The sequence below is a fragment of the Pseudomonas brassicacearum subsp. neoaurantiaca genome, from assembly GCF_013608025.1.
Classification (GTDB): Bacteria; Pseudomonadota; Gammaproteobacteria; order Pseudomonadales; family Pseudomonadaceae; genus Aquipseudomonas.
Map to the genome: position 1 here is coordinate 193,770 of NZ_VDLV01000013.1, position 16,704 is coordinate 210,473.

Annotated in this window: 16 protein-coding genes and 1 riboswitch; of the genes, 10 read left to right on the forward strand and 6 right to left on the reverse strand. The window is 61.6% G+C overall.

Features of this window, described 5'->3' with window-relative positions:
- Positions 1-21 precede the first annotated feature (21 nt).
- Positions 22-128, reverse strand: a riboswitch (S-adenosyl-L-homocysteine riboswitch).
- 189 nt (positions 129-317) lie between these two features.
- Positions 318-719 carry an acyl-CoA thioesterase gene (locus tag FHK92_RS11800; protein WP_030137870.1) on the forward strand — a complete coding sequence of 134 codons (402 nt, stop codon included), beginning with the start codon at positions 318-320 and terminating at the stop codon, positions 717-719.
- A gap of 179 nt (positions 720-898) precedes the next feature.
- Complete coding sequence (locus tag FHK92_RS11805) at positions 899-1,783, forward strand: formate/nitrite transporter family protein (RefSeq protein ID WP_181288225.1); 885 nt, start codon at positions 899-901, stop codon at positions 1,781-1,783.
- Here FHK92_RS11805 and FHK92_RS11810 read toward each other — a convergent pair.
- On the reverse strand, positions 1,734-2,903 hold the full coding sequence (locus FHK92_RS11810; protein WP_181288226.1) for an MFS transporter: 1,170 nt from the start codon (positions 2,901-2,903) through the stop codon (positions 1,734-1,736). The genes FHK92_RS11805 and FHK92_RS11810 overlap by 50 nt on opposite strands.
- Before the next feature lie 197 nt (positions 2,904-3,100).
- On the opposite strand from FHK92_RS11810, the gene FHK92_RS11815 reads away from it, so the two are divergent.
- Both FHK92_RS11815 and FHK92_RS11820 read left to right on the forward strand, forming a co-directional pair.
- Complete coding sequence (locus FHK92_RS11815; RefSeq protein ID WP_181288227.1) at positions 3,101-3,934, forward strand: EamA family transporter; 834 nt, start codon at positions 3,101-3,103, stop codon at positions 3,932-3,934.
- Positions 3,935-3,983: 49 nt separating this feature from the next.
- Complete coding sequence (locus FHK92_RS11820) at positions 3,984-4,367, forward strand: MAPEG family protein (protein ID WP_181288228.1); 384 nt, start codon at positions 3,984-3,986, stop codon at positions 4,365-4,367.
- A 154-nt stretch (positions 4,368-4,521) separates the two neighbouring features.
- Here the strand turns inward: FHK92_RS11820 and mltA are convergent, their stop codons facing one another.
- Positions 4,522-5,709 (reverse strand): murein transglycosylase A, encoded by a 1,188-nt coding sequence (mltA, locus tag FHK92_RS11825; protein WP_181288229.1) that lies wholly within the window; start codon positions 5,707-5,709, stop codon positions 4,522-4,524.
- A gap of 123 nt (positions 5,710-5,832) precedes the next feature.
- Here mltA and FHK92_RS11830 point away from each other — a divergent pair, with 123 nt between their 5' ends.
- Complete coding sequence (locus FHK92_RS11830; protein ID WP_181288230.1) at positions 5,833-6,282, forward strand: c-type cytochrome; 450 nt, start codon at positions 5,833-5,835, stop codon at positions 6,280-6,282.
- A 74-nt stretch (positions 6,283-6,356) separates the two neighbouring features.
- Here FHK92_RS11830 and FHK92_RS11835 read toward each other — a convergent pair whose 3' ends face one another.
- A complete protein-coding gene (locus FHK92_RS11835) occupies positions 6,357-6,752 on the reverse strand; it encodes a DUF1090 domain-containing protein (protein WP_181288231.1) in 396 nt (131 codons plus the stop codon).
- A gap of 90 nt (positions 6,753-6,842) precedes the next feature.
- Complete coding sequence (ligB, locus tag FHK92_RS11840; RefSeq protein WP_181288232.1) at positions 6,843-8,516, reverse strand: NAD-dependent DNA ligase LigB; 1,674 nt, start codon at positions 8,514-8,516, stop codon at positions 6,843-6,845.
- 205 nt (positions 8,517-8,721) lie between these two features.
- Between ligB and FHK92_RS11845 the strand changes: the two genes are divergently transcribed.
- On the forward strand, positions 8,722-9,342 hold the full coding sequence (locus FHK92_RS11845; protein WP_181288233.1) for a LysE family translocator: 621 nt from the start codon (positions 8,722-8,724) through the stop codon (positions 9,340-9,342).
- Between the two features lie 222 nt (positions 9,343-9,564).
- On the opposite strand, the gene metK is transcribed toward FHK92_RS11845, so the two are convergent.
- Together metK and FHK92_RS11855 are read right to left on the reverse strand one after the other, a co-directional pair.
- Entirely contained in the window at positions 9,565-10,755 is a 1,191-nt protein-coding gene (gene metK, locus FHK92_RS11850) for a methionine adenosyltransferase (RefSeq protein WP_181288234.1), read from the reverse strand.
- 19 nt (positions 10,756-10,774) lie between these two features.
- Complete coding sequence (locus FHK92_RS11855) at positions 10,775-11,770, reverse strand: ArsR/SmtB family transcription factor (protein ID WP_181288235.1); 996 nt, start codon at positions 11,768-11,770, stop codon at positions 10,775-10,777.
- 256 nt (positions 11,771-12,026) lie between these two features.
- Here FHK92_RS11855 and tkt point away from each other — a divergent pair, with 256 nt between their 5' ends.
- From tkt to FHK92_RS11875, 4 genes are all read left to right on the forward strand, one after another.
- Positions 12,027-14,024, forward strand: coding sequence for a transketolase (gene tkt, locus FHK92_RS11860; protein ID WP_181288236.1), 1,998 nt, complete (start codon positions 12,027-12,029; stop codon positions 14,022-14,024).
- 149 nt (positions 14,025-14,173) lie between these two features.
- Positions 14,174-15,229 carry an erythrose-4-phosphate dehydrogenase gene (gene epd, locus FHK92_RS11865; protein WP_030137857.1) on the forward strand — a complete coding sequence of 352 codons (1,056 nt, stop codon included), beginning with the start codon at positions 14,174-14,176 and terminating at the stop codon, positions 15,227-15,229.
- A 24-nt stretch (positions 15,230-15,253) separates the two neighbouring features.
- The gene (locus tag FHK92_RS11870; protein WP_181288237.1) at positions 15,254-16,417 is read left to right on the forward strand and encodes a phosphoglycerate kinase; all 1,164 of its coding nucleotides are present in this window, start codon (positions 15,254-15,256) and stop codon (positions 16,415-16,417) included.
- A gap of 31 nt (positions 16,418-16,448) precedes the next feature.
- Complete coding sequence (locus FHK92_RS11875) at positions 16,449-16,676, forward strand: hypothetical protein (protein WP_181288238.1); 228 nt, start codon at positions 16,449-16,451, stop codon at positions 16,674-16,676.
- Positions 16,677-16,704: the final 28 nt, after the last annotated feature.

Consider the following 16,704-nt stretch of genomic DNA (forward strand, 5'->3'; position numbering starts at 1 on the left):
AGAGCCTCCATTCGTAATGTATGCGAATGGGCGCCGTTGTGCGTTTAGTGCCTGTACGAGGAGCCCCGTACGGGCAACGCCCCATCCGAGCCTGACAGGTCGAGCCTGCTGCAGCGCCCCTCGGACAGGTGGCGGGAGCGACCCAAAGCGTGGGCCGATGAAACGGGGGCGATTATAACGGGCTAATCGGATCTTCCAAAGGGTTTCTGTCGGCAAATCGAAATTGCCGATGATCGTTATAGGGGCAGCGGCGTAGAGCCCGCGCGCCCGGTCTGCCATGATGCGGGCATTCATCGGCCAGACGTCCAGGAGTGATCATGAATTTCCACACCCGCAAATGGGTCAAGCCCGAAGACCTCAACCCCAATGGCACGCTGTTCGGCGGCAGCCTGCTGCGCTGGATCGACGAAGAGGCGGCCATCTATGCCATCGTCCAGCTGGGTAACCAGCGCGTGGTCACCAAGTACATTTCCGAAATCAATTTCGTCAGTGCTTCGCGCCAGGGCGACATCATCGAACTGGGCATCACCGCCACCGAGTTCGGTCGCACGTCCATCACCCTGACGTGCGAAGTGCGTAACAAGATCACCCGCAAGAGCATCCTGACGGTGGAGAAAATGGTCTTCGTGAATCTCGGCGAAGACGGCCTGCCGGCCCCTCACGGCCGGACCGAGATCAAGTACGTCAAGGATCAGTTCAAGGACGATACCGTCGAGTGAGGTCGGCGGCGCTGCTATCGCGAGCAAGCTCGCTCCCACATTGAACGCCACTGGATACTCTGTGGGAGCGAGCCTGCTCGCGAAGGCGGCATTACCGGCGCCGGTCATTTCCCGGCATCACTGAACAGCTCCGGATGCCGTGTGTCGTAGGTACATCACGCCACCGGTTCAGGAGCTGTATGGACACTCACGAAGACGGCAAGACCCCTGACCTCTCGGCAGAGGAACAGCATGAAGTCGACCGCAACCAGCCGCCGCGGGCAGCGGTTTTGCACGAAATCATTCGCACCCAGGGCAACCAGGAATTGGAACGCAGTGTCGCGGCGCTGTGGTGGTCGGCCCTGGCAGCGGGATTGACCATGGGGTTATCGCTGATGGCGATGGGGTTGCTCAATTCCCGGTTGCCGGACCACGATGGCTTCAAGGTGATCGCCAGTTTTGGCTACTGCGCGGGCTTCCTGGCGGTAATCCTGGCGCGTCAGCAACTGTTTACCGAAAACACCCTGACCGCTGTGCTGCCGATCATGAGCAAGCCGACCTTGAGCAATTTCGGTCGATTGTTCCGGTTATGGAGCGTGGTCCTGGTGGGCAACCTGTGCGGCACGCTGCTGGTGGCCTACGTGATGCTGCACCTGCCGATTTTCGACCAGCGTACCGACTTGGCTTTCCTGGATATCGGTCGCAAGGTCATGGAAAACGACACCGGCCAGATGTTCGCCAAGGGCATCATTTCCGGTTGGATGATCGCCACCATGGTGTGGATGATCCCGTCCATGGAAAGCGCCAAGATGCTGATCATCGTGTTGATCACTTATCTCATGGCGCTTGGGGATTTCACTCACATCGTGGTCGGTTCGGCCGAGGTGTCGTACCTGGTATTCGCCGGCCAGTTGTCCTGGGAGGACTTCTGGATGGTGTTTGCCGGGCCAACCCTGGCGGGGAACATCATTGGTGGCAGTTTTATCTTCGCGCTGATCAGCCATGCGCAAGTGCGCAGCGAGACCAACACGCCCCTCAGTCGGCAAAGCCTGCCACGGCGCCCAGACGACGCTGGCGATAAATAAAGAAGAGCGCGGCCAATACCGTCAGCCCGCCCACCAGCGCGCCGGTCCACGGCAGATCGGCGAGGTCGGCACCGCTGGCGACGACCAGCCCGCCGATCCAGGCGCCGGCGGCGTTGCCGAGGTTGAAGGCACTCTGGTTGAGCGTCGAGCCGAGATTCGGCGCCTCGTGGGCCTGGTCGATGATCAGCAATTGCAGGATCGGGCACAGGGCAAAAGCAAAGATGCCCCACAACACCAGGGTAATCGCTGCCGGGATCACCGATTGACTGGTCTGGCTGAACGCCGCGAGCACCAGCACCACGGCCAGCGCCATGCCTACGAGGGACGGCAGCAGGCGCCGATCGGCCAAGCGTCCGCCGAGGAAACTGCCCGCCGTCAGGCCAACGCCGAACAACAGCAGCATGACGGTAACGCCGTGGGGGCTGACGCCGGTAATGTCCTGCAGGATCGGCGCGATGTAGGTGAACACGCTGAACAGACTGGTGGAAGCCAGCACGCTCATGCCCAGCGCCAGCAGCACATTGACCTTGCCGAGTACCTTGAATTCGCTGGCGAGGTTCGCCTTGTCCATGGGGATTTCCTTGGGCAGCCAGACCCATTGGGCAACGGCGGCAATGATGCCGATCACCGATACCGCCCAGAACGTTGCGCGCCAACCCGCGTATTGGCCCAGCGCCGTACCCAACGGCACGCCCAAGACATTCGCCAAGGTCAGGCCGGTAAACATCATCGCGATGGCCTGGGCCCGTTTGTTCGGCGCGACCAAACCGGCCGCCACCACCGAGCCGATACCAAAAAAAGCTCCGTGGCACAGGGCGGTAATCACCCGGGCGGCCATCAGCGTGGTGTAGTTCGGGGCCAGGGCACACAGCACATTGCCGAGGATGAACATCAGCGTCATGCCCAGCAACGTGGCCTTGCGCGGCATATTCGCGGTGCCGATCGCCAGGATTGGCGCGCCAAATACCACGCCCAAGGCATAACCGGTGATCAGCAGCCCGGCCTGGGGAATGCTCACGGCCAGGTCACGGGCGACATCGGGCAGCAGCCCCATGATGACGAATTCAGTCGTGCCGATGCCGAAAGCGGCGACGGCCAAAGCAAGCAAAGCAAGTGGCATGCGCAAGGTCTCTGTCTGTAGTCTTGACGCTCGGATCAGGCATACGCATGCCGGCGCCTGGGTTCGACTGAACGGGCGGCAGGCAGAATTATTGGTATTGATCTATGCGCAACTGAAGTGCGGCGTGGTTGCGTGCAGTATAAACAGCTGTTGAAGGATCGCGAATCAATTCTACGGGCGGACTCAAGGAGCGTGCCGTGTTGGCAACGGTGTTGGTGTTGGTCGCGGCGCTGTTGCATGCGGCATGGAATACGCTGATCAAGTTCAGTGGCGAACGGTTGCTGGTGGTGGCCTGCATGGACACTGTCGCGTTGCTGTTCGTGGCACTGGCGGTGGGCTTCGTGGAATGGCCGCCGCTGGAAATCTGGCCATGGATACTGGCGTCGGCTGCATTCGAGCTGTTGTACCGCTATTTGCTGATCCAGGCTTATCGGGTCGGCGACCTGGGCCTGGTCTATCCCTTGATGCGCGGCCTCTCTCCGCTGGTGGTGCTGGCCTTGACGCTGATGTTTGCCGGCGAAGTCCTGACGACGCAACAGATCATCGGCATCCTGCTGATACCGTTTGGCATGCTGTGCCTGTTGTGGCAGGGCGGTGGCGGTGACCGGCTGCCCTGGTCGATGCTGCCGGTGGTCGCGCTGATTGGCCTGTGCATTGGCGGCTATACATTCATCGATGGCCAGGCCCTGCGCCGCTGGTCCCATCCGCTGGATTACCTGGTCTGGATCACGCTGCTCAGCGCCTGGCCGTTTCCGCTGCTGGCGCTGGTCGGCAAACGACCGGCGTTCATGCTGTTCTGGCGTGAACAATGGCGCTTGGGGCTGGCGGTCGGATTCTGCGTGTTGTTCAGCTACGCTCTGGTGCTGTGGGCGATGCAACTGGGCTCGATCGCCGAAGCCGCGGCGCTGCGGGAGATCAGCGTGATCCTGGTGGTGCTCTTCGGCATGCGCTACCTGAAAGAACCTTTCGGCCGGCCACGACTCTTAGCCTGCGGGCTGGTGCTGGTTGGCATGTTGGTGATGAAATTCTGACGGTGCCTGGCCCTCGATTCTCTATAAAACTCAAAAAGGAAAATGCGGTATGACGGTTGCCCTGTGGTGTGTTTTGATCGCTTTCATCCTGCCTTACCTGTGTATCGGCATCGCCAAGGCTGGTGGAAGGTACAGGCTGCAGGATAACCACGACCCCCGGGACTTTCTCGACTCACTTGAAGGCGCTCCCCGGCGTGCCTATGCCGCGCAATTGAACAGTTTCGAGATCGCCCCGTTCTTTGCCGCAGCGGTGATCGTCGCGCATCTGGCCGGTAACGCCGAACTGGTGACGATCAACGTGCTGGCGGTGCTGTTCATTACCAGCCGCCTGCTCTACATCATTTGCTACCTGGCCGACTGGGCGATCCTGCGTTCACTGGTGTGGTTCGTGGGGGCGGGGCTGGTGCTGAGTTTCTTCTTTGTTTCGGTCTGAGCCTGGCTTCGGATTTTCGGTGTTTTTGCTGGCCTCATCGCGAGCAAGCTCGCTCCCACATTGGGTCGGGTGTGTACACAAGATATGTGTTCACTGAGATCAACTGTGGGAGCGAGCTTGCTCGCGATGGGGCCGGGACGATCAACACATCCCTTCAGGGATTGACGGTCACCGCATTCGCCACCTGCGGCACGGACGGCAGCGCCATGCCCTTGGGCCAGAGCATCCAGATCTGGCCCTGTTGCTTCATGTCCCCCGCCAGTTGCCCGGCCGTTTCGCCCGTGCCCCAGAACAAGTCGGCCCGCACTTCGCCGGCGATGGCGCCGCCCGTATCCTGGGCGGCGACGGGGCGGTTCAAGGCGCTGCCGTCGGGGCGTGTGGTGGACAGCCACAACAGACTGCCCAGCGGGATGACCTTGCGGTCCACCGCCACGCTGTAGCCGGCGGTGAGCGGTACGTTCAACGAGCCTCGCGGGCCTTCGTTGCTGTCGGGGTTGCGATTGAAGAAGACATAGCTGGGGTTGCTGCCCAGCAATTCAGGGATGCGGTGTGGGTTGGCCTTGGCCCAGGCGCTGATGGTGCCCATGGTCACGTCTTCCTTCTTCAGCTCACCTTGTTCAACCAGCCAGCGGCCAATGGGCCGATACGGATGGCCGTTCTGGTCGGCATAGCCGATGCGTACCTGGCGGCCGTCATCAAGCCGAATGCGTCCCGAACCCTGGATCTGCAGGAACTGCAGGTTCATCGGGTCCGTCAGCCAGGCGATAACCGGCGCCTTCACGCCCTTGGTTTCGATGGTGGCGGCGTCGTCATAAGGCTTGAGCACCCGGCCTTCGAGGCGACCACGCAGGCGTTTGCCCTTTAGCTCCGGATAAATGCTGTCCAGGGACACAATGATCATGTCGTCCGGTACGCCATAGACCGGAATATTCGCCTTCGCGGTTTGGGTGAGACTGCCTGGGTAGACCGGCTCGTAGTAGCCGGTAATCAACCCGTTGGGGCTGTTGTCGCCCGAGCGCAGGCCATAGACGTCCAGGTTCTGCTTCAGGAAGTTGCGTACAGCCGTTGCGGTCTGCGGCACATTGGCGGCCGCCGCGCAGGTTGGGCCCCAGGTTGTGTCCGCCTTGAGTCGGGTACAAGCGCTGCGCCAGGCGCCGAAGCCGGCCAGCAGGTCTGCATCGGAAACCGCTGGCAGTGCGTCCCAAGGTGCACTGGCATAGGTCGCGACGGCATGCGTCTGGGGCTCTTCGACTTTCTCGCCACGATTGCAGCCAGCCAGTAGCGCAATCAGTGGCAGGGTCAACGCCAGGCCTTTATGCCAGGGCTTGATGCGGCTGTTCATGAAGATTTCCTTTGCGGTCATCCAGCGTTTTCAGGCGCTCGACAACCCCTATTATTGATAGGGCCATTGGCCTTTGCCGGTGACCCGAGGATACTGACGGCCGTTTCCTGTCCCGAGGCCGAGATGTTTGTAAAACGATTTTCCATGACCGTACTGGCCTGCCTGCTGCTGTCCGCTTGCGGCGGTGTCGATCCCAATTCTCCCCTGGGCCAGCGCAAGGCGATCTTCAAGCAGATGCTCAAGACCAACGAAGAGTTGGGCGGCATGCTGCGCGGCCGCGTCCCGTTCGATGGCGTGCGTTTCGCCGAGGGTGCGGTAAAGCTGGATCAACTGTCCCACGAGCCCTGGAAGCACTTTCCGCCAGTACGTGAAGCAGACCATACCAGCGCCACGGATGAGGTTTGGAAAAAACAGGCGCGCTTCCAGGAGCTGGCCCGTAACCTTGAGGCGGCGACCGGTGAATTGGTCACCGCGAGCCAAGTCCAGCCCTACAAAGCCAGCTATCTGGGGCCCGTGGTGCAAAAGGTCGAAGATGCGTGCAGTGCGTGTCATAAAGAGTTTCGGGATCATTGATTGTGAAGCAGTTGCAAGCTTCAAGCTGAAAGCTGCAAGTGTGGCGCTTTGAACTTGCAGCTTGCAGCTAGAACCTACTTATCCAACTCATCCACCGCTTCCTGCAATTCCTTGCGGGACGCTGCCAGTTTGTCCTTGCGCTTGTTGATCCTTTCCGCGTCGCCTTTTTTCATGGCCTTGTCCAGATCGGCCTGGCGGCGACTGACTTCATGCTTGGCTTCGAGCACTTTGTTCTCGCGCTCCTTGCGCAGGGAGGCATCCGTGCAATGGGTCGTGACTTCGTCCAGCGCCGTTTCGAGGCCCGCCTGCTGGTCCTGGTTGCCCCGGGACTTGGCCAGTTCGATCTGATTGATGATGCCTTGGCGTTTGGCTGCGCAACCGGTGAGCTCCGGGGTTTGCTCGTCCGCCGATGAAAAGGTGGCCATGGCACTGCATAGCACCAGCAGGGCGACAGAAGGCAGGAAATTCATAACAACTCCAAAAAAACTCGCGGGCGGTCGGTACAGATGCGCAGTTGGAACGCGTAGTCGCCCCTTGGGTTCAACCGTGGGGGGCTCGGATTAAAAACCATCGACCCCGGCGGTGCGTAATATTTCACTCAAGGCCAGCACCTGTGGGTCGCGAAAAAAAGCGCTCAGTTGCGCGGCGCGTCCCGGCCCGATGCCGGCTTCGGCTTGCCATTGTTCAGTGCTGCGTTCGGCCAGCGCTTGCCACGGCCCGTCCAGCTGGGCATTTGCAGTGGGCGGCAGGCCAAGAGCCTTGAGCCATTGGCGAAAGGGCCGCTGCCGGGCGCTGTGGAGACTGGCAAGCAGGCGGGCGCTGTTGCGCTCGCCGAAGCCGGCCATGTTAGCAAGCTCGGCGGCATCGAGGGTCAACCAATCCAGCAATCCGTCGAGTCGACCTGCGGCCAGGAGCTTTTCCCAAGTGCCGGGGCCGACATGGTGCAGGGCGAGGCCATTCTTGCCGCTGAGCCAGTCCAGGCGCGCGAGGAATTGGCTTTCGCAGCCGGGCGTGGGTTGCCAGCAGCTCAGGAAGTGATAATCGGCTGCGGCAGGCGCGTTGACTTCCTGGCGTTCGAGACTGCGAAGCACGACCTCATCGAGACGTGGAATGGTTAACCCAGCCAGGCTGATGGCGACCCGATCGCCGGGGCGAATATCCATCTCTTCCCAACGCTTGAGGGAGCTGACACTCACCCGGCGAATCCATCGGTCGTCGAGTCGGATGCGTTCAAGTTCCAGTACGGGTGTGATGCGTCCCGTGCGACCGATCTTGAAGTTCACCTTGCGGACTTCGGCCATGGCTTGGGCATACGGATATTTCCAGGCCACGCTCCAGAAGGGAGCCCGGGCCTGCCAGCGTTCGGCCGGAGGGCGGCGGCTCTGGCGCAGGACGATTCCATCGCTGGCGAATGGCAGCGGGGTGCGATACCAATGGTCACGCCACCGTTCGGCATCGGCCAGGTCCCGGACAGGTTGGTTGTAATCGAGGGTGCCAGCGAAGCCCAGCTCATCCAGCGCGACCATCCGCTCGGTCAGGGTGTCTGGCCCTTCAGGCCAGTCCCAGACAAACAGGCCTGCATCAATCCCGTCCTGCGTCGTCAGGTTGTTGCGTGCCATCAGGCCCGCCATGGTCCCGCGGGCGTTTACACTGCCGCGGTCGGCTTGGACGTGGGCCTCCTGGCGCCAGTACAACTCGCCCTGGACGACCAGGTCCACGGGCTGGTGCAGCCGCTGGGGAATGGCGCGGATCTTTTGCGCGTTGACGGTCCAGTCGTGCCCCAGGACGCCGTCACCGCGACTGATTGCCTGATACAGCTGGCCCTTTCGATACACCAGCGTCACCGCCACGCCGTCGACTTTCGGTTGGGCCCAGACGTCTTCTCGACCGTGCAGCCAGGCACCGACGGCATCGGCATCCTTGAGTTTCTCCAGGCCGGTATGGACGACCGGGTGCCGCACCGTTCCGCCCGCTGAGCGCAAGGGATTATCGATTGCCGGGAGACTGAAGCAATTGCGCCAATGGCTCAACTGCGTGCGGGACTGATCGTAGAGTTCGTCGGCCACCTTGGATTGGCCGAGGCGGTGATAGCTGTCGTCCCACGTGTCGATTTGCTGTTGCAGCGCAGCGACCTCGGCGTGGGCACGCTCCGTGGGCCAGTCAGGACAAGGCGCGGCCATTGCGGAAGTAGCGATGAGTAAAAAACAGGCGATTGCATACAAGAACGATGGCATCGAAGCATCCTTGCTGGGTTGAGTCCCTGAAGGCTAGCCACTGCGCGAAAAGTTGTGAGACCCATAGCGTTACCGGGTTTTGCGAAACTGAAGGCGAAGCGCCGGCGGTACAGTCCCGGTCTATTTGGCTGCGCAACTGTCCCTTGAACCCATCGATGAGCGGTGCAGAATGGGCGTTCGATCCGCTCTGCCAGGAGTGCAACCGATGGACCTGACGACCCTCGCTGTCTTCATCCCGGCCTGCTTTGCGCTGAACATGGCGCCGGGCCCCAACAACCTGCTATCGATCAGCAATGCCTCGCGTTATGGCTTCGTCCGAGCGTGCAGCGGCGGTATCGGTCGACTGGTGGCTTTTGCCATCATGATGGCCCTGGCGGCGGTGGGGCTGACGGCGGTGCTGCATACCTCGGAATTGTTGTTCCTGGGCATCAAGCTGGTTGGCGCCGGCTATCTTTTCTATCTCGCCGTGCAGTTGTGGCGCGCGCAGCCTGAAACCAGCGGCGAGGCGACGACCGTTTCCATGAGCATGGCCAACCTGGCGCGCCAGGAATTCCTGGTGGCGATCGGCAATCCCAAGGCGATTCTGTTGTTTACCGCTTTTCTCCCGCAGTTCGTTGACCGTACTGGCACTGTCACTCAGCAGTTCGCTGTATTGGGCGGGCTGTTCCTGGCGCTGGAATGCGTGGCGATCGGCTTGTACTGCTACATGGGTATTTACGCGCGGCGACTGTTTGCGCGGCCGAGTGGAAAGCGGCTGTTCAATCGGATGTGCGCAGGGTTGTTGGCGAGCGCGGCTTCGTTCCTGCTGGTGGCACGAAGGACCTGAACATTGCGCTAAGCCTTTGTGGCGAGGGAGCTTGCTCCCGCTGGGGTGCGAAGCGCCCCCTCTAACCATCAGACGCACTGGATTCACTGGACGACTGATTGGGGTTGCTGCGCAACCCAGCGGGAGCAAGCTCCCTCGCCACAGGGTTTGGTGGTGATCTTCAGGGCATGAAAAAGCCCCTGGCGACTCAGTCGCCAAGGGCTTTTTCATTGCAGCGGGGTATTACAGGCCGGCAGCGGCGCGCAGGGCGTCGGCGCGGTCGGTTTTTTCCCAGGTGAACGTGGTGAAGGTATCGTCGCCCACGGTCTTGGTCTGCGGCGTGCGGCCGAAGTGGCCGTAGGCTGCGGTGTCCTGGTACATCGGGTGCAGCAGGTCGAGCATGGTGGTGATCGCGTATGGACGCAGGTCGAACACGTCACGCACCAGCTGGATGATCTTGTCGTCGCCGATCTTGCCGGTGCCGAAAGTGTTCAGCGAAATCGACGTAGGCTGGGCGACGCCGATGGCGTAGGACACCTGGATCTCGCAGCGCTCGGCCAGGCCGGCGGCAACGATGTTCTTGGCGACATAACGACCGGCGTATGCTGCCGAGCGGTCAACCTTGGATGGATCCTTGCCGGAGAACGCGCCGCCGCCGTGACGGGCCATGCCGCCGTAGCTGTCGACGATGATCTTGCGGCCGGTGAGGCCGCAGTCGCCCACTGGGCCACCGATGATGAACTGGCCGGTCGGGTTGATGTGGAACTGGGTGTCCTTGGACAGCAGTTCGGCAGGCAGCACGTGCTTGACGATCAGCTCCATCACGCCTTCGCGCAGGTCCTTGTAGGACACTTCCGGGTTGTGCTGGGTCGACAGCACGACGGCATCGATACCGACGACCTTGCCGCCTTCGTAACGGCAAGTCACTTGCGATTTGGCGTCCGGGCGCAGCCAAGGCAGCAGGCCGGATTTGCGGGCTTCTGCCTGGCGCTGGACCAACTGGTGCGAGAAGGTGATCGGTGCCGGCATCAACACGTCGGTTTCGTTGCTGGCGTAGCCGAACATCAGGCCCTGGTCGCCAGCACCTTGATCTTCCGGCTTGGCGCGGTCAACGCCCTGGTTGATGTCCGGGGACTGCTTGCCGATGATGTTCATCACGCCGCAGGTCGCGCCGTCGAAGCCGACGTCGGAGCTGTTGTAGCCGATGCCCAGGATCACGTCGCGAACGATCTGTTCCAGGTCGACCCAGGCAGAGGTGGTGACTTCGCCGGCGATGATCGCCACGCCCGTTTTCACCAGAGTCTCGCACGCCACGCGGGCGAACTTGTCTTCAGCAATGATGGCGTCCAGCACCGCATCAGAAATCTGGTCGGCGATTTTGTCCGGATGCCCTTCAGACACGGACTCGGAGGTGAAAAGGGAGTATTCGCTCATCTCGATGTTTTCCTACAAGTTACCGATGGTGAGTGTCGCCAGCCGGCCGCTGAAAATGGCGGACCTGAATCTGGAAACCATTACGTAAGCCCACATAGAGGCTTTCCCCGGGCACGAGGCCCGCAGCGGTGGCCCAACGGGCCAGATCGTCCTGTTCAAACCCCAGCCAGAGATCTCCGCAGGCCTCCTTGGCCCAACTCTGGTTGTGGCTGCATAACTCTGTCACCAACAGGCTACCGCCCGGTTGCAGCAGGTTGGCCATGTGCTTGAGCGCATCGGCCGGTGCGGCAAAATGGTGAAGCACCATATTCAATACAACGCAATCGGCCCGCAGGCTGACGCCGTTCAGGGCATCGGCCAGTTGCAGGCTGACATTAGCCAGGGATTCGCGTTCGCACACCTGGCGGGCCAGTTCGAGCATCGCCGGGCTGTTGTCCAGCGCAGTCACCTGGCTGAAGCGCCGCGCCAGTTCCGGCAGGAAAGCGCCGTCGCCGGGGCCGACTTCTATCGCCGTGGCTGCCTGTCCGAAACTCAATTTATCGAGCAATGCCACCACGCTGTCACGGTATTGCGGCAGCCCGGCGATCAAGTCCTGCTGGGCGCGAAATTTCTCCGCCACCCGTGCGAAAAAATCCTGGCTGGCGGCGGCGCGTTGCCCGTGGACCTGGGCAATGCGGTCCTGCACATCCATCGGCAGGTCCAGCTCGTCCACTTCTTCCAACAGCGCGGCGTGCAGCTTGCCACCCAGTAGCTCGGTGTGGGGCAGGGCGCGCCGATAGAAAATCGCATTGCCCTCGCGGCGTGTCGCCACCAGGTCGGCCTGGGCCAATACCTTGAGGTGATGACTCATGCCGGATTGGCCGATGCCGAAGATCTGCGCCAGCTCCAGTACGCCGAACGAATCGTTGGCCAGGGCGCGCAATACATTCAGCCGCAACGGATCGCCGCCGGCCTTGCAAAGGGCCGCCAGCTCATCGCTGTCATCATGGCGAATGGAAGGCACGCGTAAATTCATAGGTCGGCAGTCTAGTGACGGGCCTGGCGCATCGCAAGGTCAATATCAAAAAGTTTTGATATTGCTCGATAAATGGCACTTCCAAGGACGTGCCTGACTCTACCCACCATCAGCGGAAAGGTTTCACCTGGCCAATGCGACTTTATCCACCGCAAATATCGCCTTTGGACGAGTATCTGATTGCCCCGGGGCGGGTGGGTGAGGGAAAATGCTCGCCTTTTTTCAGTTTCGTTATTCAAAACCCAGGAGATCAGCGATGCCCAGCCGTCGTGAGCGTGCCAATGCCATTCGTGCCCTCAGCATGGATGCCGTGCAAAAAGCCAACAGCGGCCATCCCGGCGCCCCCATGGGTATGGCGGATATCGCCGAGGTGCTTTGGCGCGACTACCTCAAGCACAACCCGAGCAACCCTTCGTTCGCCGACCGTGACCGCTTCGTCCTGTCCAATGGCCACGGCTCGATGTTGATCTATTCGCTGCTGCACCTGACCGGCTATGACCTGTCGATCGATGACCTGAAGAACTTCCGCCAACTGCACAGCCGCACCCCGGGCCATCCGGAATACGGCTACACCCCAGGCGTTGAAACCACCACCGGTCCGCTGGGCCAAGGCCTGGCCAACGCCGTGGGCTTTGCCCTGGCGGAAAAAGTCCTGGCGGCGCAGTTCAACCGTCCTGGCCACAATGTCGTCGACCATCACACCTACGTGTTCCTGGGTGATGGCTGCATGATGGAAGGCATTTCCCACGAAGTTGCGTCCCTGGCCGGCACCCTCGGCCTGGACAAGCTGATCGCTTTCTACGACGACAACGGCATCTCCATCGACGGCGAAGTCGAAGGCTGGTTCACCGACGACACCCCCAAGCGCTTCGAAGCCTACAACTGGCTGGTGATCCGCAACGTCGACGGCCACGATCCGGAAGAAATCAAGACCGCCATCGAGACCGCCCGCAAGAGCGCGCAGCCGACCCTGATCTGCTGCAAGACCACCATCGGCTTCGGTTCGCCGAACAAGCAAGGCAAGGAAGACTGCCACGGCGCGCCATTGGGTGCCGAGGAAATCGCCCTGACCCGTGCCGCGCTGAAATGGAATCATGGCCCATTCGAAATCCCGGCCGACATCTACGCCGAATGGGACGCCAAGGAAAAAGGCCGCGCAGCCGAGGCCGAGTGGGACCAGCGCTTTGCCGCCTATTCCGCCGAATTCCCTGAGCTGGCCAACGAGCTGGTACGTCGCCTCAGCGGCGAGCTGCCGGCCGATTTCGCCGAGAAAGCCTCGGCGTACATCGCCGAAGTCGCCGCCAAGGGCGAAACCATCGCCAGCCGCAAAGCCAGCCAGAACACCCTGAATGCTTTCGGCCCGTTGTTGCCAGAGCTGCTGGGCGGTTCGGCCGACCTGGCCGGCTCCAACCTGACCCTGTGGAAAGGCTGCAAAGGCGTGACGGCTGAAGACGCCAGCGGCAACTACATGTACTACGGCGTTCGCGAGTTTGGCATGAGCGCGATCATGAACGGCGTAGCCCTGCATGGCGGCCTGGTGCCGTACGGCGCGACTTTCCTGATGTTCATGGAATACGCCCGCAACGCCGTGCGCATGTCGGCACTGATGAAAAAGCGCATCCTGTATGTGTTCACCCACGACTCCATCGGCCTGGGCGAAGACGGCCCGACTCACCAGCCGATCGAGCAGCTGGCGAGCCTGCGCTGCACGCCGAACCTGGACACCTGGCGCCCATGTGACGCCGTGGAGTCGGCAGTGGCCTGGAAGTACGCCATCGAGCGCAACGACGGTCCATCGGCGCTGATCTTCTCCCGCCAGAACCTGCAACACCAATCCCGCGATGCCGGCCAGATCGGCGACATCAGCCGTGGCGGCTATGTGCTCAAGGACTGCATCGGCGAGCCGGAACTGATCCTGATCGCCACCGGTTCGGAAGTCGGCCTGGCCGTCCAGGCCTACGACAAGCTGACCGAGCAGGGCCGCAACGTGCGCGTGGTGTCCATGCCGTGCACCAGCGTGTTCGACGCCCAGGACGCCGGCTACAAGCAAGCGGTGTTGCCGCTGCAGGTCAGCGCCCGTATCGCCATCGAGGCCGCTCACGCCGATTACTGGTACAAGTACGTGGGCCTGGAAGGCCGCGTGATCGGCATGACCACCTACGGCGAATCGGCTCCTGCGCCAGCGTTGTTCGAGGAGTTTGGCTTCACCCTGGAAAACATCCTGGGGCAGGCTGAAGAGCTGCTGGAAGACTGATCTGTACTAGGTTGTCTGTGCTGACGCCATCGCGAGCAAGCTCGCTCCCACAAGGATCTCCACCGATCCTGTGGGAGCGAGCTTGCTCGCGATAGCGATGGTGCAGGCAATGCTGGTCTTAACGGATTCACCCCGATCAGAGAACCCCCATGCCCCAACCGCGTCCCTACAAAGTTGCACTCAACGGCTACGGCCGCATTGGTCGTTGCGTCTTGCGTGCGTTGTTCGAGCGAGGGGCGAAGGCCGGGTTCGAGATCGTGGCCATCAACGATCTGGCCGACATGGCCAGCATCGAATACCTGACACGCTTTGACTCCACCCATGGCCGGTTCCCCGGCGAAGTGCGGGTCGAGGGCGATTGTCTGCATATCAATGGCGACTGCGTGAAAGTCCTGCGCAGTGCCACTCCCGAAGGCATCGATTGGGCGTCCCTGGGCGTCGATCTGGTGCTTGAATGCTCCGGCGCCTACAACACCCGCGACGATGGCCAGCGTTTCATCGCTGCGGGCGCGCCACGGGTGCTGTTTTCCCAGCCGATGGCGAGCGAGGCGGATGTCGACGCTACCATCGTCTACGGCGTGAACCAGGATTGCCTGACCGGCGAAGAGCTGCTGGTGTCCAACGCTTCCTGCACCACCAACTGCGGCGTGCCGCTGTTGCGTCTGCTGGACCAGGCCATCGGCCTGGAATACGTGTCGATCACCACCATCCACTCGGCGATGAACGACCAGCCGGTGATCGACGCCTATCACCATGAGGACTTGCGTCGTACCCGTTCGGCGTTTCAATCGGTGATTCCGGTGTCCACTGGTCTGGCGCGTGGCATTGAACGGCTGCTGCCGGAACTTGCCGGGCGAATTCAGGCCAAAGCCGTGCGGGTGCCCACGGTCAACGTGTCCTGCCTCGACATCACGATGCAGACGGTGAGCGATACCGACGCCACCGAGGTCAACCGGATCCTGCGCGAAGCCGCCACCAGCGGCCCGCTCAAAGGCCTCCTGGCCTACACCGAGTTGCCTCATGCCAGTTGTGATTTTAACCACGACCCGCATTCGGCCATCGTCGATGCCAGCCAGACCCGCGTTTCCGGACCGAGGCTTGTGAATATCCTGGCCTGGTTCGACAACGAATGGGGTTTTGCCAATCGAATGCTGGACGTTGCCGAGCACTACCTGCAAACCGCTTCCAATAAACCTGCTCTCTAAACAGTTACCCAGGAATTGCGACCCATGACCGTGTTGAAGATGTCCGACCTCGATCTGCAAGGTAAGCGCGTACTGATCCGCGAAGACCTCAACGTCCCCGTCAAGGACGGTGTTGTCACCAGCGACGCGCGCATCCTGGCCTCGCTGCCGACCATCAAGCTGGCCCTGGAAAAAGGCGCGGCCGTGATGGTCTGCTCGCACCTGGGCCGTCCGACCGAAGGCGAGTTCTCGGCGGAAAACAGCCTCAAGCCTGTGGCCGATTACCTGAGCAAGGCCCTGGGCCGTGACGTTCCCCTGGTGGCCGATTACCTGGGCGGTGTCGACGTCAAGTCTGGCGACGTCGTGCTGTTCGAAAACGTGCGCTTCAACAAAGGCGAGAAAAAAAATGCCGACGAACTGGCCCAGCAATACGCCGCCCTGTGCGACGTGTTCGTGATGGACGCCTTCGGCACCGCCCACCGCGCCGAGGGCTCGACCCATGGCGTGGCGAAGTTTGCCAAGGTCGCCGCTGCTGGCCCGCTGCTGGCCGCCGAACTCGATGCGCTGGGCAAGGCCCTGGGCTCGCCGGCCCAGCCGATGGCCGCTATCGTTGCCGGTTCCAAGGTGTCGACCAAGCTCGACGTACTCAACAGCCTGAGCCAAGTCTGCAACCAGTTGATCGTCGGTGGCGGCATCGCCAACACCTTCCTCGCTGCGGCCGGCCACCCGGTTGGCAAATCACTGTACGAGCCGGATCTGCTGGACACCGCCCGTGAAATCGCCGCCAAGGTCAGCGTTCCGCTGCCGGTGGACGTGGTGGTCGCCAAGGAGTTCGCCGAGAGCGCCGCTGCCACTGTCAAACTGATCGCTGACGTGGCCGAGGACGACATGATCCTCGACATCGGCCCGCAAACCGCGGCCAACTTCGCCGAATTGCTGAAATCCTCCCAGACCATCCTGTGGAACGGCCCGGTTGGCGTATTCGAGTTCGACCAGTTCGGCAACGGCACCAAGGTGCTGGCCCAAGCCATCGCCGAAAGCGCCGCGTTTTCCATCGCCGGCGGTGGCGATACCCTGGCGGCCATCGATAAATATGGCGTGGCCGAGCAGATCTCCTACATTTCTACCGGCGGTGGCGCGTTCCTCGAATTCGTCGAGGGCAAAGTGCTGCCCGCCGTGGAAGTCCTGGAAAGCCGGGCCAAGGCCTGAGGCGGCGTTGACCAGGCAAAGGAGTGTTCAAATGGTCAAGACGTTCATGGCGCTGATGGCTGCGACGTTGCTGGCGGCTTGCTCCAGCAGCCCTAATAAAGCCACGGCGCCGGATAATGCGACGCCAGTGCCCGAAGACGGTTGCTACCAGGCTGACTGGCAGGCCGAGACCAACCCGGTGCTGAACAAGCGTTCCGGGCCGGACGGCCTGGATAAATACGAGACGCAAGCGCCGGTCAAGGAACATGGTTGCCCTTGACGGGTCAGACTCTTTAACTCATGGCTGG

Bases quoted from the DNA above. Each gene is read 5' to 3' on its own strand.
- FHK92_RS11800 (WP_030137870.1), top strand. From the start codon at position 318: ATGAATTTCCACACCCGCAAATGGGTCAAGCCCGAAGACCTCAACCCC.
- FHK92_RS11805 (WP_181288225.1), top strand. From the start codon at position 899: ATGGACACTCACGAAGACGGCAAGACCCCTGACCTCTCGGCAGAGGAA.
- FHK92_RS11810 (WP_181288226.1), bottom strand. From the start codon at position 2,903: ATGCCACTTGCTTTGCTTGCTTTGGCCGTCGCCGCTTTCGGCATCGGC.
- FHK92_RS11820 (WP_181288228.1), top strand. From the start codon at position 3,984: ATGACGGTTGCCCTGTGGTGTGTTTTGATCGCTTTCATCCTGCCTTAC.
- mltA (WP_181288229.1), bottom strand. From the start codon at position 5,709: ATGAACAGCCGCATCAAGCCCTGGCATAAAGGCCTGGCGTTGACCCTG.
- FHK92_RS11830 (WP_181288230.1), top strand. From the start codon at position 5,833: ATGTTTGTAAAACGATTTTCCATGACCGTACTGGCCTGCCTGCTGCTG.
- FHK92_RS11835 (WP_181288231.1), bottom strand. From the start codon at position 6,752: ATGAATTTCCTGCCTTCTGTCGCCCTGCTGGTGCTATGCAGTGCCATG.
- ligB (WP_181288232.1), bottom strand. From the start codon at position 8,516: ATGCCATCGTTCTTGTATGCAATCGCCTGTTTTTTACTCATCGCTACT.
- FHK92_RS11845 (WP_181288233.1), top strand. From the start codon at position 8,722: ATGGACCTGACGACCCTCGCTGTCTTCATCCCGGCCTGCTTTGCGCTG.
- metK (WP_181288234.1), bottom strand. From the start codon at position 10,755: ATGAGCGAATACTCCCTTTTCACCTCCGAGTCCGTGTCTGAAGGGCAT.
- FHK92_RS11855 (WP_181288235.1), bottom strand. From the start codon at position 11,770: ATGAATTTACGCGTGCCTTCCATTCGCCATGATGACAGCGATGAGCTG.
- tkt (WP_181288236.1), top strand. From the start codon at position 12,027: ATGCCCAGCCGTCGTGAGCGTGCCAATGCCATTCGTGCCCTCAGCATG.
- epd (WP_030137857.1), top strand. From the start codon at position 14,174: ATGCCCCAACCGCGTCCCTACAAAGTTGCACTCAACGGCTACGGCCGC.
- FHK92_RS11870 (WP_181288237.1), top strand. From the start codon at position 15,254: ATGACCGTGTTGAAGATGTCCGACCTCGATCTGCAAGGTAAGCGCGTA.
- FHK92_RS11875 (WP_181288238.1), top strand. From the start codon at position 16,449: ATGGTCAAGACGTTCATGGCGCTGATGGCTGCGACGTTGCTGGCGGCT.